Annotated in this window: 16 protein-coding genes; 7 read left to right on the plus strand and 9 right to left on the minus strand. The window is 65.3% G+C overall.

Annotated elements, in window-relative coordinates:
• Positions 1–763: AraC family transcriptional regulator (locus tag BI344_RS22195; protein WP_206600462.1), on the plus strand; the 763-nt coding region annotated here is incomplete at its 5' end.
• Here the strand turns inward: BI344_RS22195 and BI344_RS22200 are convergent.
• The 6 genes from BI344_RS22200 to BI344_RS22225 form a co-directional block, all read right to left on the minus strand.
• Complete coding sequence (locus BI344_RS22200) at positions 742–1,395, minus strand: hypothetical protein (RefSeq protein ID WP_071114962.1); 654 nt, start codon at positions 1,393–1,395, stop codon at positions 742–744. The genes BI344_RS22195 and BI344_RS22200 overlap by 22 nt on opposite strands.
• A 66-nt stretch (positions 1,396–1,461) precedes the next feature.
• Positions 1,462–2,820: an alkaline phosphatase gene (locus BI344_RS22205; protein ID WP_071114963.1), complete on the minus strand. Its 1,359-nt coding sequence runs from the start codon at positions 2,818–2,820 to the stop codon at positions 1,462–1,464.
• Positions 2,821–2,840: 20 nt separating this feature from the next.
• Positions 2,841–4,292, minus strand: coding sequence for an alkaline phosphatase (locus BI344_RS22210; protein WP_071114964.1), 1,452 nt, complete (start codon positions 4,290–4,292; stop codon positions 2,841–2,843).
• A gap of 119 nt (positions 4,293–4,411) precedes the next feature.
• A complete protein-coding gene (locus tag BI344_RS22215) occupies positions 4,412–5,551 on the minus strand; it encodes an HD-GYP domain-containing protein (protein WP_071114977.1) in 1,140 nt (379 codons plus the stop codon).
• A 75-nt stretch (positions 5,552–5,626) separates the two neighbouring features.
• Positions 5,627–9,562 (minus strand): ATP-dependent RNA helicase HrpA, encoded by a 3,936-nt coding sequence (gene hrpA, locus BI344_RS22220; RefSeq protein ID WP_071114965.1) that lies wholly within the window; start codon positions 9,560–9,562, stop codon positions 5,627–5,629.
• A 153-nt stretch (positions 9,563–9,715) separates the two neighbouring features.
• Positions 9,716–10,378, minus strand: a complete 663-nt coding sequence (locus BI344_RS22225) for a hypothetical protein (protein WP_139167119.1) — start codon at positions 10,376–10,378, stop codon at positions 9,716–9,718.
• 339 nt (positions 10,379–10,717) lie between these two features.
• Here BI344_RS22225 and BI344_RS22230 point away from each other — a divergent pair, with 339 nt between their 5' ends.
• Genes BI344_RS22230 through BI344_RS22240 form a run of 3 tightly spaced genes read left to right on the plus strand, consistent with a single transcriptional unit; the run spans position 10,718 to position 13,757 of the window.
• On the plus strand, positions 10,718–11,992 hold the full coding sequence (locus BI344_RS22230; RefSeq protein ID WP_071114967.1) for a sensor histidine kinase: 1,275 nt from the start codon (positions 10,718–10,720) through the stop codon (positions 11,990–11,992).
• Entirely contained in the window at positions 11,989–13,119 is a 1,131-nt protein-coding gene (locus tag BI344_RS22235; protein WP_071114968.1) for a histidine kinase, read from the plus strand. The genes BI344_RS22230 and BI344_RS22235 overlap by 4 nt, the downstream gene beginning before the upstream one ends.
• Positions 13,116–13,757: a response regulator gene (locus BI344_RS22240; protein ID WP_071114969.1), complete on the plus strand. Its 642-nt coding sequence runs from the start codon at positions 13,116–13,118 to the stop codon at positions 13,755–13,757. The genes BI344_RS22235 and BI344_RS22240 overlap by 4 nt, the downstream gene beginning before the upstream one ends.
• Before the next feature lie 19 nt (positions 13,758–13,776).
• Here BI344_RS22240 and BI344_RS22245 read toward each other — a convergent pair whose 3' ends face one another.
• The 3 genes from BI344_RS22245 to BI344_RS22255 form a co-directional block, all read right to left on the minus strand.
• The gene (locus BI344_RS22245; protein ID WP_071114970.1) at positions 13,777–15,291 is read right to left on the minus strand and encodes a methyl-accepting chemotaxis protein; all 1,515 of its coding nucleotides are present in this window, start codon (positions 15,289–15,291) and stop codon (positions 13,777–13,779) included.
• A gap of 250 nt (positions 15,292–15,541) precedes the next feature.
• On the minus strand, positions 15,542–17,617 hold the full coding sequence (pta, locus tag BI344_RS22250) for a phosphate acetyltransferase (RefSeq protein ID WP_071114971.1): 2,076 nt from the start codon (positions 17,615–17,617) through the stop codon (positions 15,542–15,544).
• Between the two features lie 20 nt (positions 17,618–17,637).
• A complete protein-coding gene (locus BI344_RS22255; protein ID WP_071114978.1) occupies positions 17,638–18,831 on the minus strand; it encodes an acetate kinase in 1,194 nt (397 codons plus the stop codon).
• A gap of 632 nt (positions 18,832–19,463) precedes the next feature.
• Here BI344_RS22255 and BI344_RS22260 point away from each other — a divergent pair.
• The 3 genes from BI344_RS22260 to BI344_RS22270 all read left to right on the plus strand — a co-directional run bounded on the left by BI344_RS22260 (position 19,464) and on the right by BI344_RS22270 (position 22,080).
• Positions 19,464–20,573 (plus strand): aromatic ring-hydroxylating oxygenase subunit alpha, encoded by a 1,110-nt coding sequence (locus BI344_RS22260; RefSeq protein ID WP_071114972.1) that lies wholly within the window; start codon positions 19,464–19,466, stop codon positions 20,571–20,573.
• A gap of 92 nt (positions 20,574–20,665) precedes the next feature.
• Positions 20,666–21,175: a hypothetical protein gene (locus BI344_RS22265; RefSeq protein ID WP_241499451.1), complete on the plus strand. Its 510-nt coding sequence runs from the start codon at positions 20,666–20,668 to the stop codon at positions 21,173–21,175.
• A 92-nt stretch (positions 21,176–21,267) separates the two neighbouring features.
• Positions 21,268–22,080, plus strand: coding sequence for a DMT family transporter (locus tag BI344_RS22270; RefSeq protein ID WP_083370341.1), 813 nt, complete (start codon positions 21,268–21,270; stop codon positions 22,078–22,080).
• The last annotated feature ends 22 nt before the right edge of the window (positions 22,081–22,102 follow it).

Here is a 22,102-nt window from a genome sequence, read left to right on the forward strand (position 1 = left end):
GCCCGGTGATCGGCATTGCCGCCGACATGGGCCGGCACGATTCCGCCGCCATCTGCATCGCCGCCACCAACTGCTGTTCGCCGCCGCCGGCTGCATCACCATCGAGCTGGAGAAGACGCTGTGCCTGCTGCTGCCCACCCGCGCCGCCTGGATACCGGCCGGCACGCCCCACCGCGCGCTGATGCGCGGCGTGGTAGCCTACCGTTCCTTGTACTTCTCCGCTGATTTGCCGTTCTTTGCACCGCCCTTGCAGGTAGTGGCGGTGAATCCGCTGCTGCGTGAGGTGATAGAGCGGATGGCGTTCTGGGAGTGGGACCGGCCGGAACCGCAGCAGCGCAGCCTGCTGCAGGTGTTCGGCGAGGAAATGCAGGCGGCGCGGCGGGAAAGCTGGCAATTGCCGTTTCCCGTGGACGCGCGGCTGGGCGCGTGGCTGCGGGAGGTGAGGGATGGTGCCTTACCGCCTCGCTTGCGGCAGTTGACCGGCAGAATCGGCGCCTGCGAGCGCACCATCAGCCGGCTGTTTCTGCGCGAAACCGGCATGTCATACCAGGCCTGGCGCCAGCAGTGGCGTTTGTTGCGGGCGATGGAGCGGCTGGCGGAGGGCGGCGGCCTGAGCCGGGTGGCGCAGGAGCTGGAGTTCGCCAGCGACAGCGCCTTCATCGCCTTCTTCCGCCAGCACACCGGGCAGACCCCCTGGCGTTATCTGCAGGGCGGCGACGGATTGCCGCCGCCCGATCCTTGTCAATCCAGCGTGTCCAGGTAGTCGCGCGCCGGCCAGCCGGCGCTCTGCCGCCAGGGCAGCGGCGTGGATGGGGCCAGCGCCTGCGGCGTGACGCGTATGGTTTCACGCTGGCGGCCATCGGCCGAGCGTACTTCTATTTCCAGCGGCATCTGCCAGCGCCGGCTCCAGCGCAACGTTTTGCCGCCCTCGGCGCTGGCCTTGCGGTAGAGGGTGATGTCGGCACTTTCTTGCCGGCGGGAAAAGCCCTTTAGCCGTGCGTGGTCGACCAGCTGGCTGGCTTGCGGCCAGGAGCCGTTGAAGCCGACATCGCTCCATTCGCGCGGCGCCACCTGGATTCTCTCTTTCCTGCCAGCATGGATGAACTCCAGTTGCGGCTGTTTCCTGCCATCCAGCCAGACATGGCGCCGCGCGGCGGCGTAGTCCAGGTGCTGGTGGCCGTCGTCGTCGTGGCGCTGAGCTTGGCTGGAGCCAAGCCGCTCGCGCCAGACATGCTGGCCCTGGCGGATCCATTTTTCGCTGTAGCGCACGGTTTTTTCCACGCCGTCGGCGCCGCGGCTGACGGTTTCATAACGCACCACCGCCTGCAGATCGGGAGCGGCGGCCTGGGCGGCGGCGGCCAGCGCCAGCAGGGCGCTGATCAACAAGTTTTTCATTGGCATTCCATTCTGCAACAGGCAAAAACGCGCAGCCTGGCGGCCGCGCGGCGAACGCGGGGCGGCTTACAGGCCCAGCGCGCTCTTGATCAGGCCGAATACCCGGGTGTTGTCCATCACGCCCTTGAAGCGCTGGCTGCCGGCGCCGCCGGACATCAGCATCACGTCGCCGCCGCCATGGGTTTCGCTGGACAGGCGGATGCCGGTTTCCTGCTGGTAGTCGTCGCCGGTGGCGGTGGCCGAATCCACCGAGACGCGGCTGGACTTGCGGTTGGGGCCGTTGCCGAACACCAGGGTGGTGTAGACCGCGCCGTCCGCGTCCTTGGCCTCCTTGCCGTCCACATAGCTGCGCGACACGTCGTGGATAGGATTGCCGCGCTTGGCGTAGCCGTTGATGGCGAGGGTGTGGTCGTGATCTGCGGTGACCACGATCAGGGTGTTGGACAGGTCCGCTTTGGCGAGCGCGGTCTTGATCGCCTCGTCGAAGGCGATGGTGTCGGCCAGCGCGCGTTTGGCGTTGGTGCCGTGCAGCGCGTGGTCGATGCGGCCGCCTTCCACCATCAGCACGTAGCCTTTGCCATTTTGCGACAGCAGGTCCATCGCCTTGGCGGTCATCTGCGCCAGGCTGGGCTGGTCCACCTTGTTCTTCACCCGGTCCAGCTCGTATTCCAGATGGTCCTTGCCGAAGATGCCCACCAGCCGGCTTCCCGCCTTGGCGTTGATCGCCGCCAGCTCGCTGCCGGTTTGCGCCAGTTGATAACCCTGCTGGGTGAACTCCTGCAGCAGATTGCGGCCGTCGCCGCGTTTGCCGCCCTGGGCCTTGGGCAGAAAGAACTTGGCGCCGCCGCCCATCAGCACGTCCAGACCGCCGCCCAGCCTGGCGTTGTAGCCTGCGCCGCCCGGCACCGCCTGGGCGATGATGTCCGATTCGGCGTCGCGGTGGCAGACGTGGGCGTAGGTGGCGGCGGGGGTGGCGTGGGTGACGCGGGTGGTGGTGACCGCGCCTATCGCCTTGCCCTGGGCCTTGGCCAGCTCCAGCAGGGTGGCGGCGGGCGCGCCGTTGCCGGCGCCGCAGTTGCCGCTGCCGTCGCTGTTGGGTTCGATGGCGCGGGTGTCGGCGCTCATCGAGATGACTTCGTTGTTCATCTTGACGCCGGTCATATAGGCTGACATCGACGGCGCGCTGTCGGTGGTCTGGGCGTCGAGGGAGAAGGTCTTGACGCGCGCGGTGCGGTCAAGCTTTTCCATATTGAGCTTGCCGCTTTCGCCGTATTGGTAAATGCGCGCGGCGGTGATGGTGGCGGGCCCCATGCCGTCGCCCAGAAAGAAGATCACGTTTTTCGCTTCGCCGGCGGCGTGAGCCGGGACGGTTTGCATGGCGGCCAGGATGGCGGCGGCCAGCAGCGGTTTCATCACGGTTTGCATTGTTGTTTTCCTTGTTGTGCTTACAGGCCGGCGGCCTTTTTGACCAGGCCGAACACTTCTATGTTTTCTAGGAAGCCGTGGATGCTGTCCGCGCCCTGGCCGATGGCGCCGATATAGACGTCGGCGCCGCCGTGAGTTTCGCCGCCGGCCGGCATGCGTATCGCCGCTTCCTGGTGGTATTCATTGGCCGAGACGACATCGTCGGTCAGCGCCGCGGCCGCGCCGCGCTGGTCATTGACGCGGTTTTCCCCGTTGCCGAAGCCGATGATGGAATAGGGCATGCCGTCGGCGTCGGCGAGGTTCTTGCCGCTGACGTAGTCCTTGGCCAGGCCCAGCACGCCGGGATTGCCGGGCGCGGTCTTGCCGGTGCGCTTGGCGTAGCCGTTGAGCACCAGGGTGTGGTCGTGGTCGGCGGTGACGACGATCAGGGTGTTCTTCAGGCCGGGGTCGCGCTGCTGCATCGCGTCGATGGCGGTCTTGATCGCCTGGTCGAAGGCCACGGTGTCTTGCAGCGCCTTCTTGGCGATGGTTTCGTGCAGCGCGTGGTCGATGCGGCCCCCTTCCACCATCAGGAACATGCCCTGCTTGCCGCTGCGGTTCTCCAGCATCGCGATGGCCTTGGCGGTCATTTCGGCCAGGCTCGGTTCCTTGCCGGGATCGCGGTCCAGGTCGTAGCTCATGTGGCTGCTGGTGAACAGACCCACCGCGCGCTGCGTCTTGGCCGGGTTGATGGCGTCGAAGCCGGCCTTGTCGGCGGCATAGCCGTAGCCGCTGGCTTTCAGTTCCGCCACCAGGTCGCGGCCGTCGGCGCGCTTGCCGCCGGCGGCCTTGGGCAGGAAGAACTGGCGGCCGCCGCCGAACACCACGTCCACGCCGTCCTTCAGCGCGCCGTTGTAGAGTGCGCCGCCGGGCACCAGTTGGGCGGCGATGTCGGTTTCTGCGTCGCGGTGGCAGACGTGCGCGTAGGTGGCCGCCGGGGTGGCGTGGGTGACGCGGGTGGTGGTGACCACGCCGGTGGCCTTGTTGGCGGCCTTGGCCAGCTCCAGCAGCGTGGAAACCGGTTTGCCGTTGCCGGCGCCGCAATGGGAGGCGAGGTCGGTTGTCGGGGACTTGGCCACGGTGTCGGTGGACATCGAGATGACTTCGTTGTTCATCTTGACGCCGGTCATGTAGGCCGACATCGACGGCGCGCTGTCGGTGACCTGGGCGTCGTTGGAGAAGGTCTTGACGAAGCCAGACTCGGGCAGGGTGTCCATCGTCAGCTGGCCGTCTTCGCCCACCGCGTAGATGCGGGCGGCGGTGGTGGTGGTGATGCCCATGCCGTCGCCAAGGAAGAAGATCACGTTCTTGGCGGTGGCGGACGGGAGGGCTTCGACGTTGTCCTGCGGGCGGTTGACACCGCCGCCGCCGCTATTGCAGGCGGCGAGGCCGATAGCCATGACTAGGCTGATGCTGAGACTGAAAGTGCGCATTTGAATAACCTTTTTTATTAAAAAATGCGCACAAATATTATTTTCTGCAGGTTTCTGCTCAAATACCTTGAGGTTAAGTTTTTAAGAATGAAAAGTTAAATGTCATGAATATGCGTGGGTCAGCATTTCCACAGATGGGCGAGGAAGGAGACCCGCACCTTGGCGTCGCCGGCGGGGCAGGGGGCGGTGACTTTCAGGCCGGGCTTGCCGGTGTCGCGCAGCAGCGGTTCGCCATAGGGCGGGCCGTCGGCGCGGCGGATGGCGGCGACTATCGGTTCGCTGGGCTTGGCGCCGGCGGAGATCACCACGCAGATCTCCTCGCTGGCGATGCGCACGAAGCTGCCGGGCGGGTAGATGCCCAGCATTTTGATCAGCATGGTGGTGAAGGATTGATCGAACTCGGTGTCCTTGCGCTGGAAGATGTGGCCCAGCGCTGCGGCGGGCAGCAAGGCCGAGCGGTAGCGTCGCGGCAGCAGCTTGGCGCAGGTGATGTCGGCCAGATGCAGCAGGTGGGCCGGCGGCAGGATCTGCTCCCTCGGCAGGCCGAAGGGGTAGCCGGTGCCTTGCCAGGACTCGTGATGGGTCTGCACCAGCGTGTGCCACAGCTGGTCTTCCACCCCGGCCTCGCGCAGGATGGCCGAACTCATGATGGGATGGTCGAGTATCGCCTGCCTCTGCGTGGTGTTGAGACGGTCCTGCTGGGAGAACAGCTCGTTCTGCAGCTCTATCTGGGAGATGTTCATCGTCAGCGCGGCGCAGATCAGCGTTTCGCGGTGGCGCGGCGGCAGCGGAATCTGGCGGGTGAGAATGGCCAGCAGCGCCGCGGTGTGCAATGAGTGGGCGACGCTGTATTCAGCGAACGGCACCAGGAAGATCGACGCGGTCAGCGCGTCAGGGTATTTTTCCGCCAGTTGGATCAGCGTCTGGGCGATCTCCATCACCTTGGCTTCCAGGCCGGGGGTGGCCAGCGCGTAATACAGCATGCTGCGCACCCGCTGCTGCAGGAAAGAGATGTCCTCGAACAGCGAGTGTTTCCGGCTGTCGTTGAGATTGGGCTTGTCTACCGGCTTGGCCGGGGAGCGGCCTTCGGCGAAACCCATGCTCAGCAGCTTCTGCTTCAGTTCCGACGTCAGCACGTAATGGCCGCGCTTGAGCAGCAGAAAGCCGTTTTTGGAATAAACGTCCACCGGCAATTCCTTGCCGATGGACACCATGGCCGAATACACCTTGGCCGGTTTTTTGGTGGAGTCCACTGTCATGATGGTGGCCGCTTGCGGCGTCAATATTTACAGAATGATAATCTATTGTCATCGCAAGTTGGCAGTTTTCACCATCTATCTGGGCAACTCGCTCCAGACTTTCAACAGCCGCTTCACCGAGACCGGGTACGGTGTCTTCAATTCCTGGGCGAACAGGCCGACGCGCAGCTCCTCGAGCTGCCAGCGGAAGTCCAACAGCGCCTGGCTGGCTTCGCCGCTGTCCTGCTGTTCGGCGACGCGGGCTTCCCATTTCTGCCATAGGTCGCGGATCTCGGCGCCGCGCTGGCCGTCGCGTTGCGGGTTGGCCGGCTGCTTGTCCATGCGCAGGCTCATCGCGCGCATATAGCGCGGCAGGTGCGGCAACTGGCTCCACGGCGTGGCGGCGAGAAAGCCCTTGTAGACCAGGCGCTCCAGCTGCTGTTTCAGCTCGAAGCCCAGCTTGTGCTTTTGCAATTTGATGGTCAGCGGGCCGTACTCGCCGGCGATCTGGTTCAGGTATTGCGTCACCGCCTGGTTTACCGCCGGCAGCCGGGTGCGGGCGCGGTTCTTCTGCTCGTTGAACGCCTTTTCATTGCGCGGCAGCGCGTCCTCGCCGATGAAGGCGCGATCGCAGATGCAGGCGATGGCATCCAGCATCAGCTCGTCGACATTGGCCACCGCGCGCAGCTGCAGGCCGATCTGGGTGATGCCGGGCAGGCCCTTGCCCAATTGCTTCATCTGCTCCTTCAGCTGCAGCTGCAACAGCCGCACCACGCCCTGGCGGTGGTGGCGTTCCGCCGCCAGCTGGGTGTCGAACAGCCGGATCGCCACCTTGTCGTCCTCCAGCGTCAGCGCCGGATAGCCGGTGAGCTGCTGGCGACCGCGGGCGAACTGTATGCTTTCCGGCAGTTCGCCGAAGTCCCAGGCCTTGACGTCGTCGCGCTCGAAGTCGGCGCTGGTGTCGCGGAAGGTGAGCTGCGCCGCCTGGCCGAACTGCTTCTGCAGCGCGGCCAGATCCCGGCCCAGGCCGATTTCCTGCTTGCCGTCGTCTATCACGCGGAAGTTGAACTGCAGGTGCTCCGGTAGCTCCTGCTTGTTGAAATCATCGACGTCCACCTTGACGCCGCCGGTTTCGCGCAGGATGAAGCGCGCCAGTTGCGGCGCGATCGGCTGCTGCATGTCCGGATTGGCGCTGAGGAAGCGGGTGACGAAGTCCGGCACCGGCACGCAACAGCGGCGGATCTGCTTGGGCAGGCCCTTGATCAGCTGCTGCAGCTTTTCGCGCGCCATGCCCGGCACCAGCCATTCGAACGGTGCCGGGGTCAGGCGGTTGAGTATGGCCAGCGGCACGTCCATGGTGACGCCGTCCAGCGGGTGCTTGGGCTCGAAGCGGTAGCGCAGCTTCAGCTTGCCGTCTTCCAGCTCCAGCCATTCCGGAAACTGGTTTTCCGTCACGTGCTGCGCGGCGTGGCGCATCAGCTCCTCGCGCGTCAGGTGCAAGAGCTTGGGTTCGGCCTTCTCCGCCTCTTTGCGCCAGGCTTCGAAGCTGGCGGCGTCCACCACCTCGGCCGGAATGCGCTCGCTGTAGAAGCCGTACAGCGCCTCCTCGTCCACCAGCACGTCCTGGCGGCGCGCCTTGTGCTCCAGCTGCTCCACTTCGCGGATCAGCTGCTGGTTGCGCTGGAAGAAGGGCGCGTTGCTGACGTAGTCCATATTCACCAGCGCGCCGCGGATGAACAGCTCGCGCGCCTCCTCCGGCGCGATGCGGCCATAGCTGACGGCGCGGCGCGGAATCAGCGTCAGGCCATACAGCGTCACGCGCTCGCTGGCGACGACTTCGCCGCGCGCCTTTTCCCAATGCGGTTCGAAGTAGTGATATTTGACCAGGTGCGGCGCCAGCTTCTCCACCCACTCCGGCTCGATCTTGGCCACGCAGCGCGCGTACAGCTTGGTGGTTTCCACCAGTTCCGCCGCCACCAGCCATTTTGGCTTGGCCTTTTTCAGGCCGGAGCCGGGGAAAACGTGGAAGTTGACGCCGCGGGTGCCCTGGTAGTCGTCGCCTTCCTGGTTCTTCATGCCGATGTTGCCGATCAGGCCGGTCACCAGCGCCTTGTGCAGATTCTCATACGCCACCGCGTCCAGCTGCAGGCGTTTTTTCTGCGTCATCTGCGCGTCCGGCTGCTCGGCGTCGGCGTGCGCCTGGTCGCGCTTGATCAGCCCCAGCTCGCTGGCGATCTCGGCCAGTTGCGCGTGTAGTTCGCGCCATTCGCGCAGCCGCAGGTAGGACAGGAAGTGCTCATGGCAGGCGTTCACCAGCAGGCGGTTGGACTTCTTGTGCTTGAGCGCGTCGGAGAAGAAATCCCACAGGTGCAGGAAGGACAGGAAGTCGGACTTGTCGTCGTTGAAGCGCGCCTGGGCGCGTTCGGCGGCCTCGCGCGCTTCGAACGGCCGCTCGCGCGGGTCTTGTATCGACAGCGCGGCGGCGATGATCAGCACTTCGCGCACGCAGCCGAAGTCGCGGCCGGCGAGCAGCAGGCGGCCCACTTTCGGATCCACCGGGATGCGCGCCAGTTCCTTGCCGACGGCGGTGAGCTCGCCCTTGTCGTCCACCGCGCCCAGTTCGGTCAGCACCTGGTAGCCGTCGGCGATCAGGCGGCTGGACGGCGCTTCCAAGAAGGGGAAGGCATCAACTTTGCCCAGCCGCAGCGCGGCCATGCGCAAGATAACGGCCGCCAGGTTGGAGCGGACGATTTCCGGATCGGTGAACGGGGAGCGGGCGTTGAAGTCGTCCTCGGCGTACAGGCGCACGCAGATGCCTGCGGCCACCCGGCCGCAACGGCCGGAACGCTGGCGCGCGGCGGCCTGCGAAATCTTCTCGATCTGCAGCTGCTCCACCTTGGCGCGCGGGCTATAGCGGTTCAAGCGCGCGAGGCCGGTGTCGATCACGTACTTGATGCCGGGCACCGTCAGCGAAGTCTCGGCCACGTTGGTGGCCAGCACGATGCGCCGTCCGCCGGACGGCTTGAAGATCTTTTGCTGGTCTTCGTTCGACAGGCGGGCGAACAAGGGCAGGATTTCATAGCCGCGGATGCCGGACTTGCGCAGCTTCTCCGCGGTTTCGCGGATTTCGCGCTCGCCGGGCAGGAACACCAGCATGTCGCCGGGGCCCTGGCGCGACAGCTCGTCCACCGCGTCGACGATGGCGTCCTCCATCTCCATCTCGCGCTCGTCCTCGTCGCGCTGCTTCAGCGGCCGGTAGCGCACTTCCACCGGGAAGGTGCGGCCGGATACCTCGATCACCGGCGCGCCGTCGAAATGGCGGGCGAAGCGGTCGGCGTCGATGGTGGCGGAGGTGATGATGACTTTCAGGTCAGGCCGGCGCGGCAACAGCTGCTTCAGATAGCCCAGCAGAAAGTCGATGTTGAGGCTGCGCTCGTGCGCCTCGTCGATGATGATGGTGTCGTAGGCTTCCAGATGGCGGTCGGTTTGCGTCTCCGCCAGCATGATGCCGTCGGTCATCAGCTTGATGACGGATTTCTCGGACAGCTTGTCGGTGAAGCGGATCTTGAAGCCGACGTGTTCGCCCAGTTGCGAACCCAGCTCCTGCGCGATGCGCGTCGCCACCGAGCGCGCCGCCAGCCTCCTGGGCTGGGTGTGGCCGATCAGGCCGAACACGCCGCGGCCCAATTCCAGGCAGATCTTGGGAATCTGCGTGGTTTTGCCGGAGCCGGTTTCGCCGCAGATGATCACCACCTGGTTTTGGTCTATCGCTGCTTTGATGTCGGCGAGCTTCTGGTTGACCGGCAGCGCGTCGTCGAACTCGGGCTTGGGCAGATGGGCGCGGCGGGCGTCGGCGCGCGCGCGCGAGCGTTCCACCTGGGCGGCGATGTCGGCGATCAGCTTTTCGGCCGGCTGGTTGCGCTTCAGGCGGTCGGCGGCGTCGGCCAGCTTGCGGCGCAGCGGATGGCGGTCGCGGATCAGGCAGCAGGACAGGGCGGATTTGAGTTCGGCGAGGCTGGCGGCAGGTGTCATCGGCTAAAGAGCGAGGGATTGCAGGAAAGCGCAGATTATAGCAGAGCCCGCGGCGGCGGCTTGCAATCAGGCGTCCGCGTGAAAGTTATATATAACAAAATTCAAGTGGCTAGCCATTTAACATCGCCGGAGCATCTGCCCCGGCGTTTTCCATCAGAACGCGTAGGACAGTCCCACCCCTGCGCTCAGCCGGAAACGGGTGCCGCCCAGATCGTGGTCCAGCTTCTGCTGCGCGGCCGCCAGATCCTGGGCGCTGACGCCGGCCGCCGGGTTCAGCGTCGTCTTGCCGCCAAACTGGAGTTGCGCGCCTAGGTCGGTGGTGACGCGCCAGGCGGATGCGCCCGGCACGGCGAAGTCCCAGCCGACGCCAAGATAAGACCCCAGTTGCTGGTATTCCACCTTGCCGGTCAGCGGCCCGGCGGCGGACGCGGCATAACTATTGCCGCCTAGCGTGTAATTGCCCGCGCGATTGGCGGCGAAGTTCAGATCTTCCCGGGGTTTGCCGGACAGCGTCAGGCCACCGCTCAGCCTGAAGCCGCTGTCGCTGAGCGGGCGCCAATCCAGGCTGGCCGCCAATCCGGGGTTGGGCTTGGACTTCAGCTGGTATGGCGTGTCGTCCAGCATCTTGTCTTGCTTGTAGCGAAAGGTGTCGGCAACGCCCAGGCGCAGCGTCAGGCCGTTGTCCAGGGAGCGGCCGACGCCTAGCTCCACGCCGGTGCCCAGTTTGGCGTAGCCGAAGGTGTCGTCGGCGCGCGCGGCTGTCAGGTGCAGCATGGCCAGCGCGCCGCAGGCCGTCATCGCGAATTTAGCTTTCATGGCAATCCTCATCGTTGATTGAAGGCTCAGGCGAGCCGGGTATTCGCATTGTCGCGGCAGGCCATGCTGTGCGCATGTGCCGAAAGATAGAGACGGCGGCCATGACTAACGGCACTCCCGGCGCGCTGCGGCGAGCGGCAGACTTCTTGCCAATACAAGCGGGAGAGCGGGATGCTGGAAGGGTTGAGATGGGCGGCGTGGCCGTTGGCGCATGGTTGGGCCAGGCCGGGATTTTGCATGAAGAGCGCATGCTGCATGACATATGCCTTGTGCTACGCTGGCGCATGTTGCGTGGCATGGGCCGCGCTTTTCATCTTGACGCGAGAAAACGTCTTCTCCATGCGACCTTATCTCCATGCCATCGGCTCCGGTCCCGCCTGGTTCCGGCGCGCGCTGCTGCTGGCTTGCGCGCTGATGCTGGCGGCTGGCGTAGCCGATTTATGGCCCCTGCCCGAAGCGGCGCTGCGCGAGCAGGCCGCTGCCTGGCTGTGGCCGGCCCGGCTGAGCCATGGCCTGCGGGCTTGGCTGAGCTTGCGCGACGCGGCTCTGCTGGTATTCGCGGCGCTGATGCTGCTATTCATGCTGGCGCTGTGGCGCTGCTTGTCCAAAGAGGCGCAGCCATGGCGATGGTGGCCATGGCTGGGCGCGCAGATGCTAATCGCGGCAGTGCTGGAACCGTGGACCGAACCTGGCCTCGGCTATCTGGTGGCGGCCGAATTGGCTTTCCTGTTGCCTTGGCGCGGAGCGGCTGCAGGCGCGCTGCTGCAGGCGGGCTTGATCGATGCGGCCTTGCTGCCGTACCTGGCGCGAGTGGGTGACGGCCATCCGGCCTGCAATATCGCCGGCGCGTTGCCGCCGCCGTTCTGGACGGTGGCCGCGCTGGACTGGCTGCAAGGATTGGTCTTCCAGGCTTTCGCCTTTTGCGTAGGTTATGGCTGGTCGGAAGCGCTGCGCGGTCGGCATCGGCAGGCGCAGGCCAATGCCGAGCTGCAGGCGACGCAATTGCTGCTGACCGAGGCGGTGCGCGAGGCCGAGCGCGCGCGCATTGCCGAAGGACTGGGGCGGCTGGCGGCGGATCAGTTGGCGGCCTTGCAGCTGCAGCTGAGATTGGCTGAGGCGAAGCTGGGCGGCGAGGCGGACGAGCGGATAGCCGCCGCGCGCGCGGGGGCGAACCGGCTGCTTGAGGAACTGCGGGGCGCCAGCCGCGTGGAAGCTGCGGCGAGCATGGATTTGCGGGCGGCGCTGAATACCTTGTGCCGCGGCATCCCCATGCCGCTGGTCAGATTGGATATGGAGGATAAGTTGACGCTGAACGAGCCGGCGCTGGCGCACGCGATTTTCCGCAGCGTACAGGAAGCCTTGAGCAACGCGCTGCGGCATTCCGGCGCCGCGCGCGCGGTGGTGAGGCTGGAGCGATCGGGCGCCGGCGTGGCGGTGACGGTCAGCGATAACGGCAAGGGGCTGGCTGCGCCGGAGGCGAACCAGGCGGGCCATGGGCTGACCGGCATGCGCGAACGGGTGGAGGAGCGGGGCGGCACGCTGGACATCCTGTCGCCGGCATCCGGCGGCTGTTGTCTGCGCATCTGGCTGCCGCTTTCGTCGGAGGCATCATGAGCGGGAAGATGACGCCATCGCCGTTGGCCCTGTTCCGGGTGGTTGGCTTGGCCGCTTGTCTGGCTTTGGCGCTGCAGCAGGTCGCCGTCCTGCAGCCCATCGGCGACGCCGGATTGACGCATCTGCGCGAACGACTGCCGCTGTTGGCGGGACCGGCCATCGGCCTGGGCGGGGTGGTGGCGGCCTACGGCTTGGGTTTTGCGCTGTTTGGCTGGGCCTTGTGGCGGGCTAATGCGGTTGGCCCGAGCGCGCCAGGGTCGAGGGCGAAAGCCGGCCTGGTGGTTTTGCAAATCACGCTGGCCCTGCTGACGAGCGACAAGCTGCTGTTGCTGACCGCCGCCGAACTCGCGCTATTGTTTCCGCTGCGCGCTGCCTGGCTTGGCTTGGCCGGGCAGGTGGCGGCGGCGCTGCTGGCGTGTGCCTGGCAGATTCCGCGCCTGCCCGCGGATGAACTGATGTGCAATGTCAGCGGTTCCAATGTTCAAGCCTCGCCGTTGGAGCAGCGGCGTTGGCTGCTTTGGCAGGATGCCGTCGTCGTCGGCGGTTTTCAGGTGCTGACCTTCGGCATCGGTTGCCTGGGCGCGGCGGAACGCCGCCGCCGCGCGCAACTGGAGGCGACTCGCGCCAGCCTGCTCGCCGCCCGGCAATTGCTGGCCGGCGCGGCCGGCAACGGCGAACGGGTGAGGGTCGCCCGCGAATTGCACGATGGCATCGGCCATCATTTGTCGGCTTTGAATCTACAACTGGAGCTGCTGTTGCGGCGGGGAGCTGGCGAGGCCGATGCGGCGCTGCGCGCGGCGCAACAGGTCGCGCGGCAGATGCTGGCCGAGGTGCGGACGCTGGTGGGAATGGAGCGGCGACAACAGCAAGCGCCGTTGGCTGAGGCGCTGCGTTTGTTGTGCGACGGCGCCCGGCCGCAAGCGGAACTGGTGCTGGAAGAGATGCCGGCGCTGACAGACGATGCGGCCTGGCGGGCACTCGCCGCGGCTCGCGAGGTGTTGGACCGCGCAGGCGGCCGGTCTTGCCGCTTGTGGCTGCGAGCGCTGAACGAGGACGGCGTGGAGTTGTGTTTGTCGATGGGGGGCGAAGGCGAGTGGACGACTGTGTGGCGGGAGGCTGCAAGATGATACGCGTCGGACTGGTTGACGATCAGATGCTGGTGCGCAGCGGCATCCGCGGTTTGCTGGAGCTGACCGGAGACATCCGCGTGGCGCTGGAGGCGGCGGATGGGATGGAGGCGCTGGGCTTGCTGCTGGAAGAGGTGCCCGATGTGCTGTTGCTGGACGTGCGGATGCCGGGCATGTCCGGCATCGAGCTATTGCAGGCCTTGCAGGCGCGCGGCGGCATGCCGCCGACCTTGCTGCTGACCACGTTCGACGACGACGAGGCGCTGTTGGCCGGCATGCGCTTGGGCGCGCGCGGCTTCCTGTTGAAGGATATTTCGCTGGAGCGGCTGGCGCAGGCGATCAGGAGGGTAGCGGCGGGGGAAACCTTGTTCCGCCCGGGGCTGACCGAACGGGTGCTGGATGGCGTGCGCGGCGGCGGCGCGGCCTTTCCGTCACTGGACCTGCCGGAGAGGCTGACCGGACGCGAGGTGGAAGTGCTGGCGCTGATGGCGGGCGGCTTCAATAACCGGGAGATTGCCGAGGCGTTGGGGCCGAGCGAAGGCACGATCAAGAATCATGTCTCCAGCATCCTGTCCAAGCTCGGTGTCCGCGACCGGGTGCGCGCGGTGTTGCGCGCGCTGGAGCTGGGCTACATCTGAGCCCAGCCCGCCTTCCGTTTCAGTTCCAGCTCGGATCGCGCCGCTGTGAGGCCTGCGCGCTGGCCGGCTCCTGCCGGCTCACCGCCTGATGCAGCTTCTCCATCTGCGCATCCAGCCGGCGGATGGCCTCGGCGATGTTCTGGGTTTCGCCGGACAGGCTGCGAGTGGATTCGCCGACGGCTACGATGTCGCCGGCGAATTGCGAGAAGCCCTGGTTCTGGCTGGCTTCCGCCTGCGACACCTGGCCCAGCAGGCCGGCCAGCTCGCCGGTTTCGCGGATGATGCCGGAGAGTTTGTGTTGCGCGTCCTGGGCATTGTCGCGGCCGGCCTGCATCTGGCGGCTGCCGTCGCGCATCGCCACCAGCGCCTGGTTGGTGCCGTCGACTATCACCTTGATCTTGCTTTCGATGTCCTGGGTGGCGTTCTGAGTGCGCTCCGCGAGCTTTCTCACCTCGTCGGCCACCACCGCGAAGCCGCGGCCCAGCTCGCCGGCGCGCGCGGCCTCGATGGCCGCGTTCAGCGCCAATAGATTGGTCTGGTCGGCGATGTCGCGGATCAGCTGCACGATGCCGCTGACTTCGGCGCTGCGTTGGCCCAGTTCCTCCAGCCGGCCGGCGGCGCGGCCTATCACTTCGCCGGCGCGGCCCAGTTGCGTCACCGCCTGGTCCATCGCCTCGCCGCCGGCCAGCGCCGCGCTGCCGGCGGTTTGCGCCAGCTGGGTGGCGGTGGTGGACTGCTCGGCGTTCTGGCTGGTGACTACCGCCATCTGCTGCGCCACCACCACCATGTCTTCCGAGCGCCCGCGCTGCTCGGCCATGGTGAGAGCCATGCTGCCGGTGCTGTCGGCGATCTGGCGGCTGGCGCTGGAGGCGTCGCGGATGGAGCGGCTGATCTGCTCCATCATCCGCGACAGCGCCTGGCTGGCGCGTTCGGCGTCCTGGCGCGCGCTTTCCAGTTTTTCAAAGCTCTTGCTCTTGGCCTTGTCGAAGGCCAGCGCCAAGACCAGCACCACCAGCGACAGGCCGGCCAGCGACTTGGCCTGCAGCTTGGGCAACTCGTCGTGGGGCAGCGGGCTGGGCGGAATGCCGCCGGGCGTCGACGACAGCCACATCACGACGCCGACGGCGATCAGCGACATCGCCAGCCAGAACATGCCGGAGCGGCGGGTGCCGATGAATACTGCGGTGAAGGGGATGGCGGCGAACCACATCAGGCTGGTGGACAGGATGCCGCCGTTGACATACACCATCCAGCACACCATCGCGTACATGCAGCTGGTGATGAATTCGGCGGTGAAGCGCACCGCGCCGCTGAGCCTGAGCAGCAGCGGGCCGCACAAGAGGCCCAGCCCGCCCAGCGCGATGCCCTCGGCCATCGGGTAATGGCCCAGCATCAGGTATTCGACGGCAAACAAGGGCGCCATCAGGCCTGCGAGCAGGCCGACGCCCACTACGGTGCGGGCGCGTATCGCCTGCTCCGGTGCCTGGCGCACTGCGTCAGGCATGAACCATTCTGTGATGGCCTGTATCGACATGGATTCCCCTCCAAGGATGTCCCAGATTGAATCGCCCTGATTTGTAAGGTTTTATTGACCGGGCGTGATGGCAGCCACTTTAAAACAAATGTTTGATCAGCGGCAATATGCACATCGGGTCCGGCATGAGAAAAATTGCCGGGAGGCGCGGGACGGAGCGGGATGCCGGCGCAAAGTCCGGTTGCTGCAGGATATGAAAAATGCCGCTCGCGGCAAGTGCGAGCGGCATCGGCCAGCAGCAGGGGCGGGATCAGCCTTGCTGTTCGGCTTGTAGCGCGGTCAGGGCGATGGTGTAGACGATGTCGTCCACCAGCGCGCCGCGCGACAGATCGTTCACCGGCTTTCTCAGGCCCTGCAGCATCGGGCCCACCGACACTACGTTGGCGGAGCGCTGCACCGCCTTGTAGGTGGTATTGCCGGTGTTAAGATCCGGGAACACGAACACGGTGGCGCGGCCGGCCACCTGGCTGTCCGGCGCCTTCTGGCGGCCGACCGATTCAACCGACGCCGCGTCATACTGCATCGGGCCGTCTATCAGCAGGTCCGGACGCTTTTCGCGCGCGATGCGGGTGGCTTCGCGCACTTTTTCCACGTCGCTGCCGCTGCCGGAGGAGCCGGTGGAGTAGGAGATCATCGCCACGCGCGGGGTGATGCCGAAGGCAGTAGCCGAGTCCGCCGACTGGATGGCGATGTCGGCCAACTGTTCCGCGGTCGGGTCCGGGTTCACCGCGCAGTCGCCGTAGACGTACACCTGCTCCGGCATCAGCATGAAGAACACGCTGGAGACAATGCTGGAGCCCGGAGCGGTCTTGATCAGTTGCAGCGCCGGGCGGATGGTGTTGGCGGTGGTGTGTACCGCGCCCGACACCAGGCCGTCGACTTCGTTCAACGCCAGCATCATGGTGCCCAGCACCACGGTGTCTTCCAGTTGCGCCTGCGCCATCGGCGCGTTCAGGCCTTTGCCCTTGCGCAGCTCCACCATCGGGTCGACGTACTGGCCGCGGATTTCGTTGGGGTCCAGAATCTCGACCGACGCCGGCAGAACTACGCCCTGGGCCTCGGCCACTTGCAGGATTTCGGCGCGGTTGCCCAGCAGCACGCAGCGGGCGATGCCCTTTTCCTGGCAGATGGCGGCGGCCTGGATGGTGCGCGGCTCGTTGCCTTCCGGCAGCACGATGCGCTTGTTGGCCTTGCGCGCCTTCTCCATAAGCTGGAAGCGGAAGGCCGGCGGCGGCAGGCGGATTTCGCGCGGCTCGCCTACGCGTTCTTTCAGCGAGGACACGTCCAGATGCTCGGCGACGTGTTCGATCACCTTTTCCATCCGCTCCAGGTCGTCGGACGGCACTTGCGGGCTCATCGCGGTCAGCGCGCTGCTGGTGTCCATGGTATTCATCGCCGTGGCCATCACCGGCAGGCCGCCGGTGAAAGCCTGATGGCACAGTTGCTGGATGCGCGGATCGGGCTCGGAGTCGCAGGTGAGCAGCAGGCCGGCCAGCGGCACGCCGTTCATCGCCGCCATCGAGGTGGCCATCACCACGTCTTCGCGTTCTCCCGGGGTGATGATCAGCGCGCCCGGCTTCAGCAATGACACGATGTTCGGCGCGGTGCGGGCAGTCACCACCATGCTGCGCACGCGGCGGCTGGACTGCTGGCCGGCGTGCAGCACGCGGGCGTTCAGCTGGCGCGCCACGTCCAGCGCGCGCGGCGCCAGCAAGTCGGGCTGGTGCGGGATCACGCCCAGCAGCGGCAGGCCGGCCTTCTTCAGGCTGCCGACCTGCTGGATTTCTCCGGCCAGTTGCTTGCGGTCCGCGCCCTGCGGCGCGTGGTTGAGGATGTAGCCGGCGACGGCCTGGGCGCCGAATGCCTGGATGCTCATCTCCAGCTGTTCGGCGATCTCGGCGGCGCTGTGGCCGCTGGCGGAGCTGACCAGCACGGTCTGCGCCTGCAGGTTGCGTGCGATCTTGGTGTTGAGGAAGGTGGAGAAGACCTGCTTCTGGTCGGGCACCAGGCCCTCCACTATCACCACGTCGACATTCTGCGAAGCTTGCTGGTACAAGCTGACCACTTCTTCCATCAGCTGGTCCACCTGGCCTTGCGACAGCAGGTGCTCGACGCGCTCCATGCTGATCGGCTGCGGCGGATTCAGGCGGCAGATGGCGTGGGCGAAGTGGGTGGAGCGTTCCGCTTCGTCGCCATGGGTGCCCTGGGCGATGGGCTTGAGGAAGCCGACGCGCAGGCCGGCCTGCTCCAGCGAGCGGATCGCGCCCAGCGACACCGAGGTCAGGCCGGCGTTGAAGCCGGTCGGGGCAAGGAAAAACGTTTGCATCTTGATTACCTTCGTGCGGCTCAGGCGCCCAGGCCCACCAGGCGGGCGGTGTCCTGCGCGATCATCAGTTCTTCATCGGTGTTGATCACCAGCGCCGGCACGGAGTCTGCGGTGGTGATGCGGCCGGCGTTGCCGCGGATGCAGGCCCGGTTGGCGTCGTCGTCCAGTTTCAGGCCCAGGAAGCCCAGCTGCTTGATCACCGCTTCGCGCAGGAAGGACGAGTTCTCGCCGATGCCGCCGGTGAACAGCAACGCGTCCAGGCGGCCCAGCGCCACGGTCAGCGCGGCGATGTGCTTGGCCAGGCGGTAGGCGAACACTTCCAGCGCGACGATGGCGCCCTGATGGCCGTTCTGCGCGGCTTCTTCCAGCTCGCGGCAGTCGTTGGACAACTCGGACAGGCCCAGCAGGCCGGATTTCTTGTTCAACAGGTCGGTGACGCCGTTGATGTCCAGGCCCAGCTCGGAAGCCAGGTAGCTGAAGATGTTGCCGTCGATGTCGCCGGAGCGGGTGCCCATCACCAGGCCTTCCAGCGGGGTCAGGCCCATGGTGGTGTCCACGCCCTTGCCGCCCAGAATGGCGGTGGCCGAGGCACCGTTGCCCAGGTGGGCGCAGACCATCGCGGTTTCTTCCAGCGGCTTGCCCAGCATCTTGGCGGCCTCGGCGGCCACGTAGCGGTAGCTGGTGCCGTGGAAGCCGTAGCGGCGCACGTTGTGCTCGCGGTACAGCGACATCGGCACCGCGTACAGATAGGCCTTGCGCGGCATGGTCTGGTGGAAGGAGGTGTCGAACACCACGGTCTGCGGCAGGCCGGGGAACTGTTCGATGGCGGTGCGGATGCCCAGCAGGTGGGCCGGGTTGTGCAGCGGCGCCAGTTTGGCGCAGCGTTCTATCTCGGCGATCACTTCATCGGTGATCAGCGCCGATTCCTTGAAGACCTCGCCGCCGTGCACCACGCGGTGGCCGATGGCCTTGACGCTGTCCAGCAGCGACAGCTGCTGCAGCTTTTCCAGGATGGCGTGCATGGCGCCGGAGTGGTTGCCTTCCTGCAACGCCAGGGTGTCCTTGGCGCCGTTGAACTTGAAGCTGATGTAGGCGTCGGCCAGGCCAAGCTTTTCCGCCAGGCCGGTCAGGCAGGCTTGGTGGTTCTGGCTGTCGATCAGCGCGAATTTCAGGGAAGAGCTACCGCAATTGATGACGAGGATGCTGGAATTCATAGGTTTGAACATGTAATTTGAAAAAAACGGATGAAATCGGTGAAAAAATCCATGGTGACGCGTTTGCGCTCAATTAACTGCCGCAGACTGCCGGCTTGCCCGAGGGCGCTCCGGCGGTGGCCTTCTTACCGTGTGGTAGCGTATCGCGGCCGGTTTGGCTAGCCTGACTTGTATGGACGCGCCATGGCGGCTTTGCGCCACCGGCCGCATCGCATCAAGGGCTTAGCCTGTCTGGCGCGGTGCGCGGACTCCGCCTTGCCGCTTGCCAGCCAGCTTGTGATGGAATTTTGACAGTCGATGGTGCGATGACATGGCCGGAGTATACCACCATAAATTAATGACTTCTAATGTTGCGGCGCACTCAAAGTGGCAAGTCTTTGATTTGCATTAACTGTCATGCGGATTGTTTGCAATAAGAGGGCTTGGCGGCGATATCCCCCCATCGGAGGGGGCTTGGCTCCGATTGTCACGAAGAATTAACGCTTGCCCCGGGGGAGGGGGGAGGGCATAATTCCGCCCTCGTAATGCAAGGTTCGGCCTTGTTTTGATTGATTGTTTTTGATAGTCCCGCAAACTCGTCTCAAGCGAGATTCGGCTGGTCTTATATCTTCTTCCACGGAGGTGTGGGAATAATGTCTGATCTGGCTTCCGCGCAGCTGCTTCAAGCATCTGCAGCTCAGCTACCCATTCATACCTATTTCGATCCCGCGTTCTACGCCAGGGAACAAGAGCTTTTGTTCGCCGATGCGCCCCAATACTACGGCCACGAGCTGATGGTGCCCAATGCCGGCGACTATCACACGCTGGATTGGCTGGGACACGGCAAGATGCTCAAGAACGTCGGCGGCGAGGTCAAGCTGATCTCCAATGTCTGCCGCCACCGTCAGGCCGTCATCTATAAGGGCCGCGGCAACGGCAACCATATCGTCTGCAATCTGCACGGCTGGACCTACGATGCCGAAGGCACGCTGGTGGGCGCGCCGCATTTTCCGGAAACGCCGTGCCTGAAGCTCAACCAGACCGAGCTGACGCGCTGGAACGGCCTGCTGTTCGACGCCCGCCGCAATGTGATGGAGGACCTGGCCAGGCTTGGCGTGGCCAAGCACATGACTTTCGACGGCTACGCCTTCCACTCGACGCAAAGCGCCGATTACGACTTCAACTGGAAGACCTTCATCGAAGTCTATTCGGAGGACTACCACGTCGATCCCTTCCACCCCGGCCTCGGCAATTTCGTCGATTGCGGCGACCTGAAGTGGGAGTGGGGCAAGAGCTACCATGTGCAGACTGTGGGGGTGAAAAATCGCCTGGCGCGCGCCGGCTCCAAGGTATACGGCAAGTGGCACGAGGAAGTGCGCCGCCGCTACGCCGAGATGCAGCCGGAGTTCGGCGCGATCTGGCTGACCTACTACCCCAACATCATGGTGGAGTGGTATCCGCACGTGCTGGTGGTGAGCGTGGTGATTCCGCGCGGCCCGGAGAAGTGCACGGTGATCACCGAGTTTTACTACCCGGAAGACGTGGTGTGGTTCGAACCGGAGTTCGTCGAAGCCGAGCAGGCCGCCTATTTCGAAACCGCCAAGGAAGACGACGAAATCTGCATCCGTATGCACGAGGGCCGCAAAGCGCTGTGGATGAGCGGCGTCAGCGAGGTGGGGCCGTATCAGTCGCCCACCGAGGAGGGCATGCAGCATTTCCACGAGTACTATCGCCGCAAGATGGGTTCGGCATTGGCTGGTTAAAGCGGCCAGTTGAATGCCATAATGCCGGGGCGCGGGATTCCGCGCCTTTTTTTATTCTCTCAACGGCCAAGGCGATGTCCGCAATTTCTCGCATGGTTCTTTTGGGCGTGCTGCTGCTGGGCAGTTCCACCGCGCTGGCGGCAAGCTATGCCGACCCGGTGAGCAAGGTGCGCTTCACCCTGCCGCCGGGCTGGAAAGTGCGCCCCAGCGTCACCGACGGCGTGCGCGCGCTGCGCGTGGTGCCGCCCAAGGCGGATCAGCGCGAGCGCGCCGCCATCGAGGTGCTGATCGGCGTGCGCAGGCCCAGGCGGAACGACACATTGCCCAGGTTGGCGGCGATGTTCCGCAGCGAGGACGGCGACCGCGAGGCGGCCAACTTCGTTCGCGTCAACAGCAAGGCGGGCCGGCTGGTGACCGAGTACCGCGATGGCCGTTTCGTCTCCAACCGGCTGTGGATCGTGCGGCATAATCTGCAGGTGATCCAACTGGTGGACAAGAACCGGCTGCTGGAGGCGCGCTGCACCGCCAACGCGTCCGAATTCAAGACCTATCGCCGCCAGATGGAAGCCATCTGCCTGAGCGTGGTCTTGGCCAGGAAGTGAAGTCATCGATTTCCCCTCGCGGGATGTGAAGCAAAGGCAATGATGTGGTAACGCAGGATAGTCAGGGCGGGTTCCGGCTGGGATCGGGCTGGATGGTGGTGGCGGCGGCGTTGTTCGCCTTGATGGGCTTGTTCGTCAAGCTGGGCGCGCGGCATTTCTCTTCGACCGAGCTGGTGTTCTGGCGTACGCTGATCGGCGCCGTGGCCTTGGGCGGGGCGGCCTTGTGGCGGCGCGAGCGCTTCTCCACGCCGCTGCTGCGCTACCACCTGCAGCGCGGAGTGATAGGCTATGTGTCGCTGCTGCTATCGTTTTACGCCATCGCCCATCTGCCGTTGGCGACGGCGACGACCTTGACCTACACCTCGCCGATGTTTCTGGCGCTGTTGTCGGTTCTGCTGCTGAAGGAGAAACTGCCGTCGCGCGCGGTGGCAGGCCTGGCGCTGGGCTTTGCCGGCGTGGCGTTGCTGCTGCGTCCCACGCTGTCCGGCGAGGTGTGGTTCGCCGGCTTGATGGGGCTGGCTTCCGGCTTTCTGGCCGGCTGGTCCTACCTGCATGTGCGGGAACTGGGCCGGCAGGGCGAGGCGGAGTGGCGGGTGGTCTTCTATTTCGCGCTGATCTCCACGCTGGGCGGTTTGTTGTTGATGCTGCTGGAGCGGTGGCATCCGGTAACCGCGGACAATGTCGGTCTGCTGCTGGGGCTGGGGGTGACCGCCACGTTGGCGCAGTTGGCGATGACTCGGGCTTACAAGGTTGGACGCAAGCTCACGGCTGCCAACCTATCCTACCTTACCGTGGTGTTCTCCAGCCTGATCGGCGTCTGGATGTGGAATGATGCGCTGTCGCCGTCGTCTTTGCTGGCGATGGCCTTGATTGTAGTCAGCGGAATGTTGGCCAGCCGGCGCTAGAATACAGGCATGATGGACATAA

Origin of the sequence: Chromobacterium sphagni, assembly GCF_001855555.1 — a bacterium.
Taxonomy (GTDB): domain Bacteria; phylum Pseudomonadota; class Gammaproteobacteria; order Burkholderiales; family Chromobacteriaceae; genus Chromobacterium; species Chromobacterium sphagni.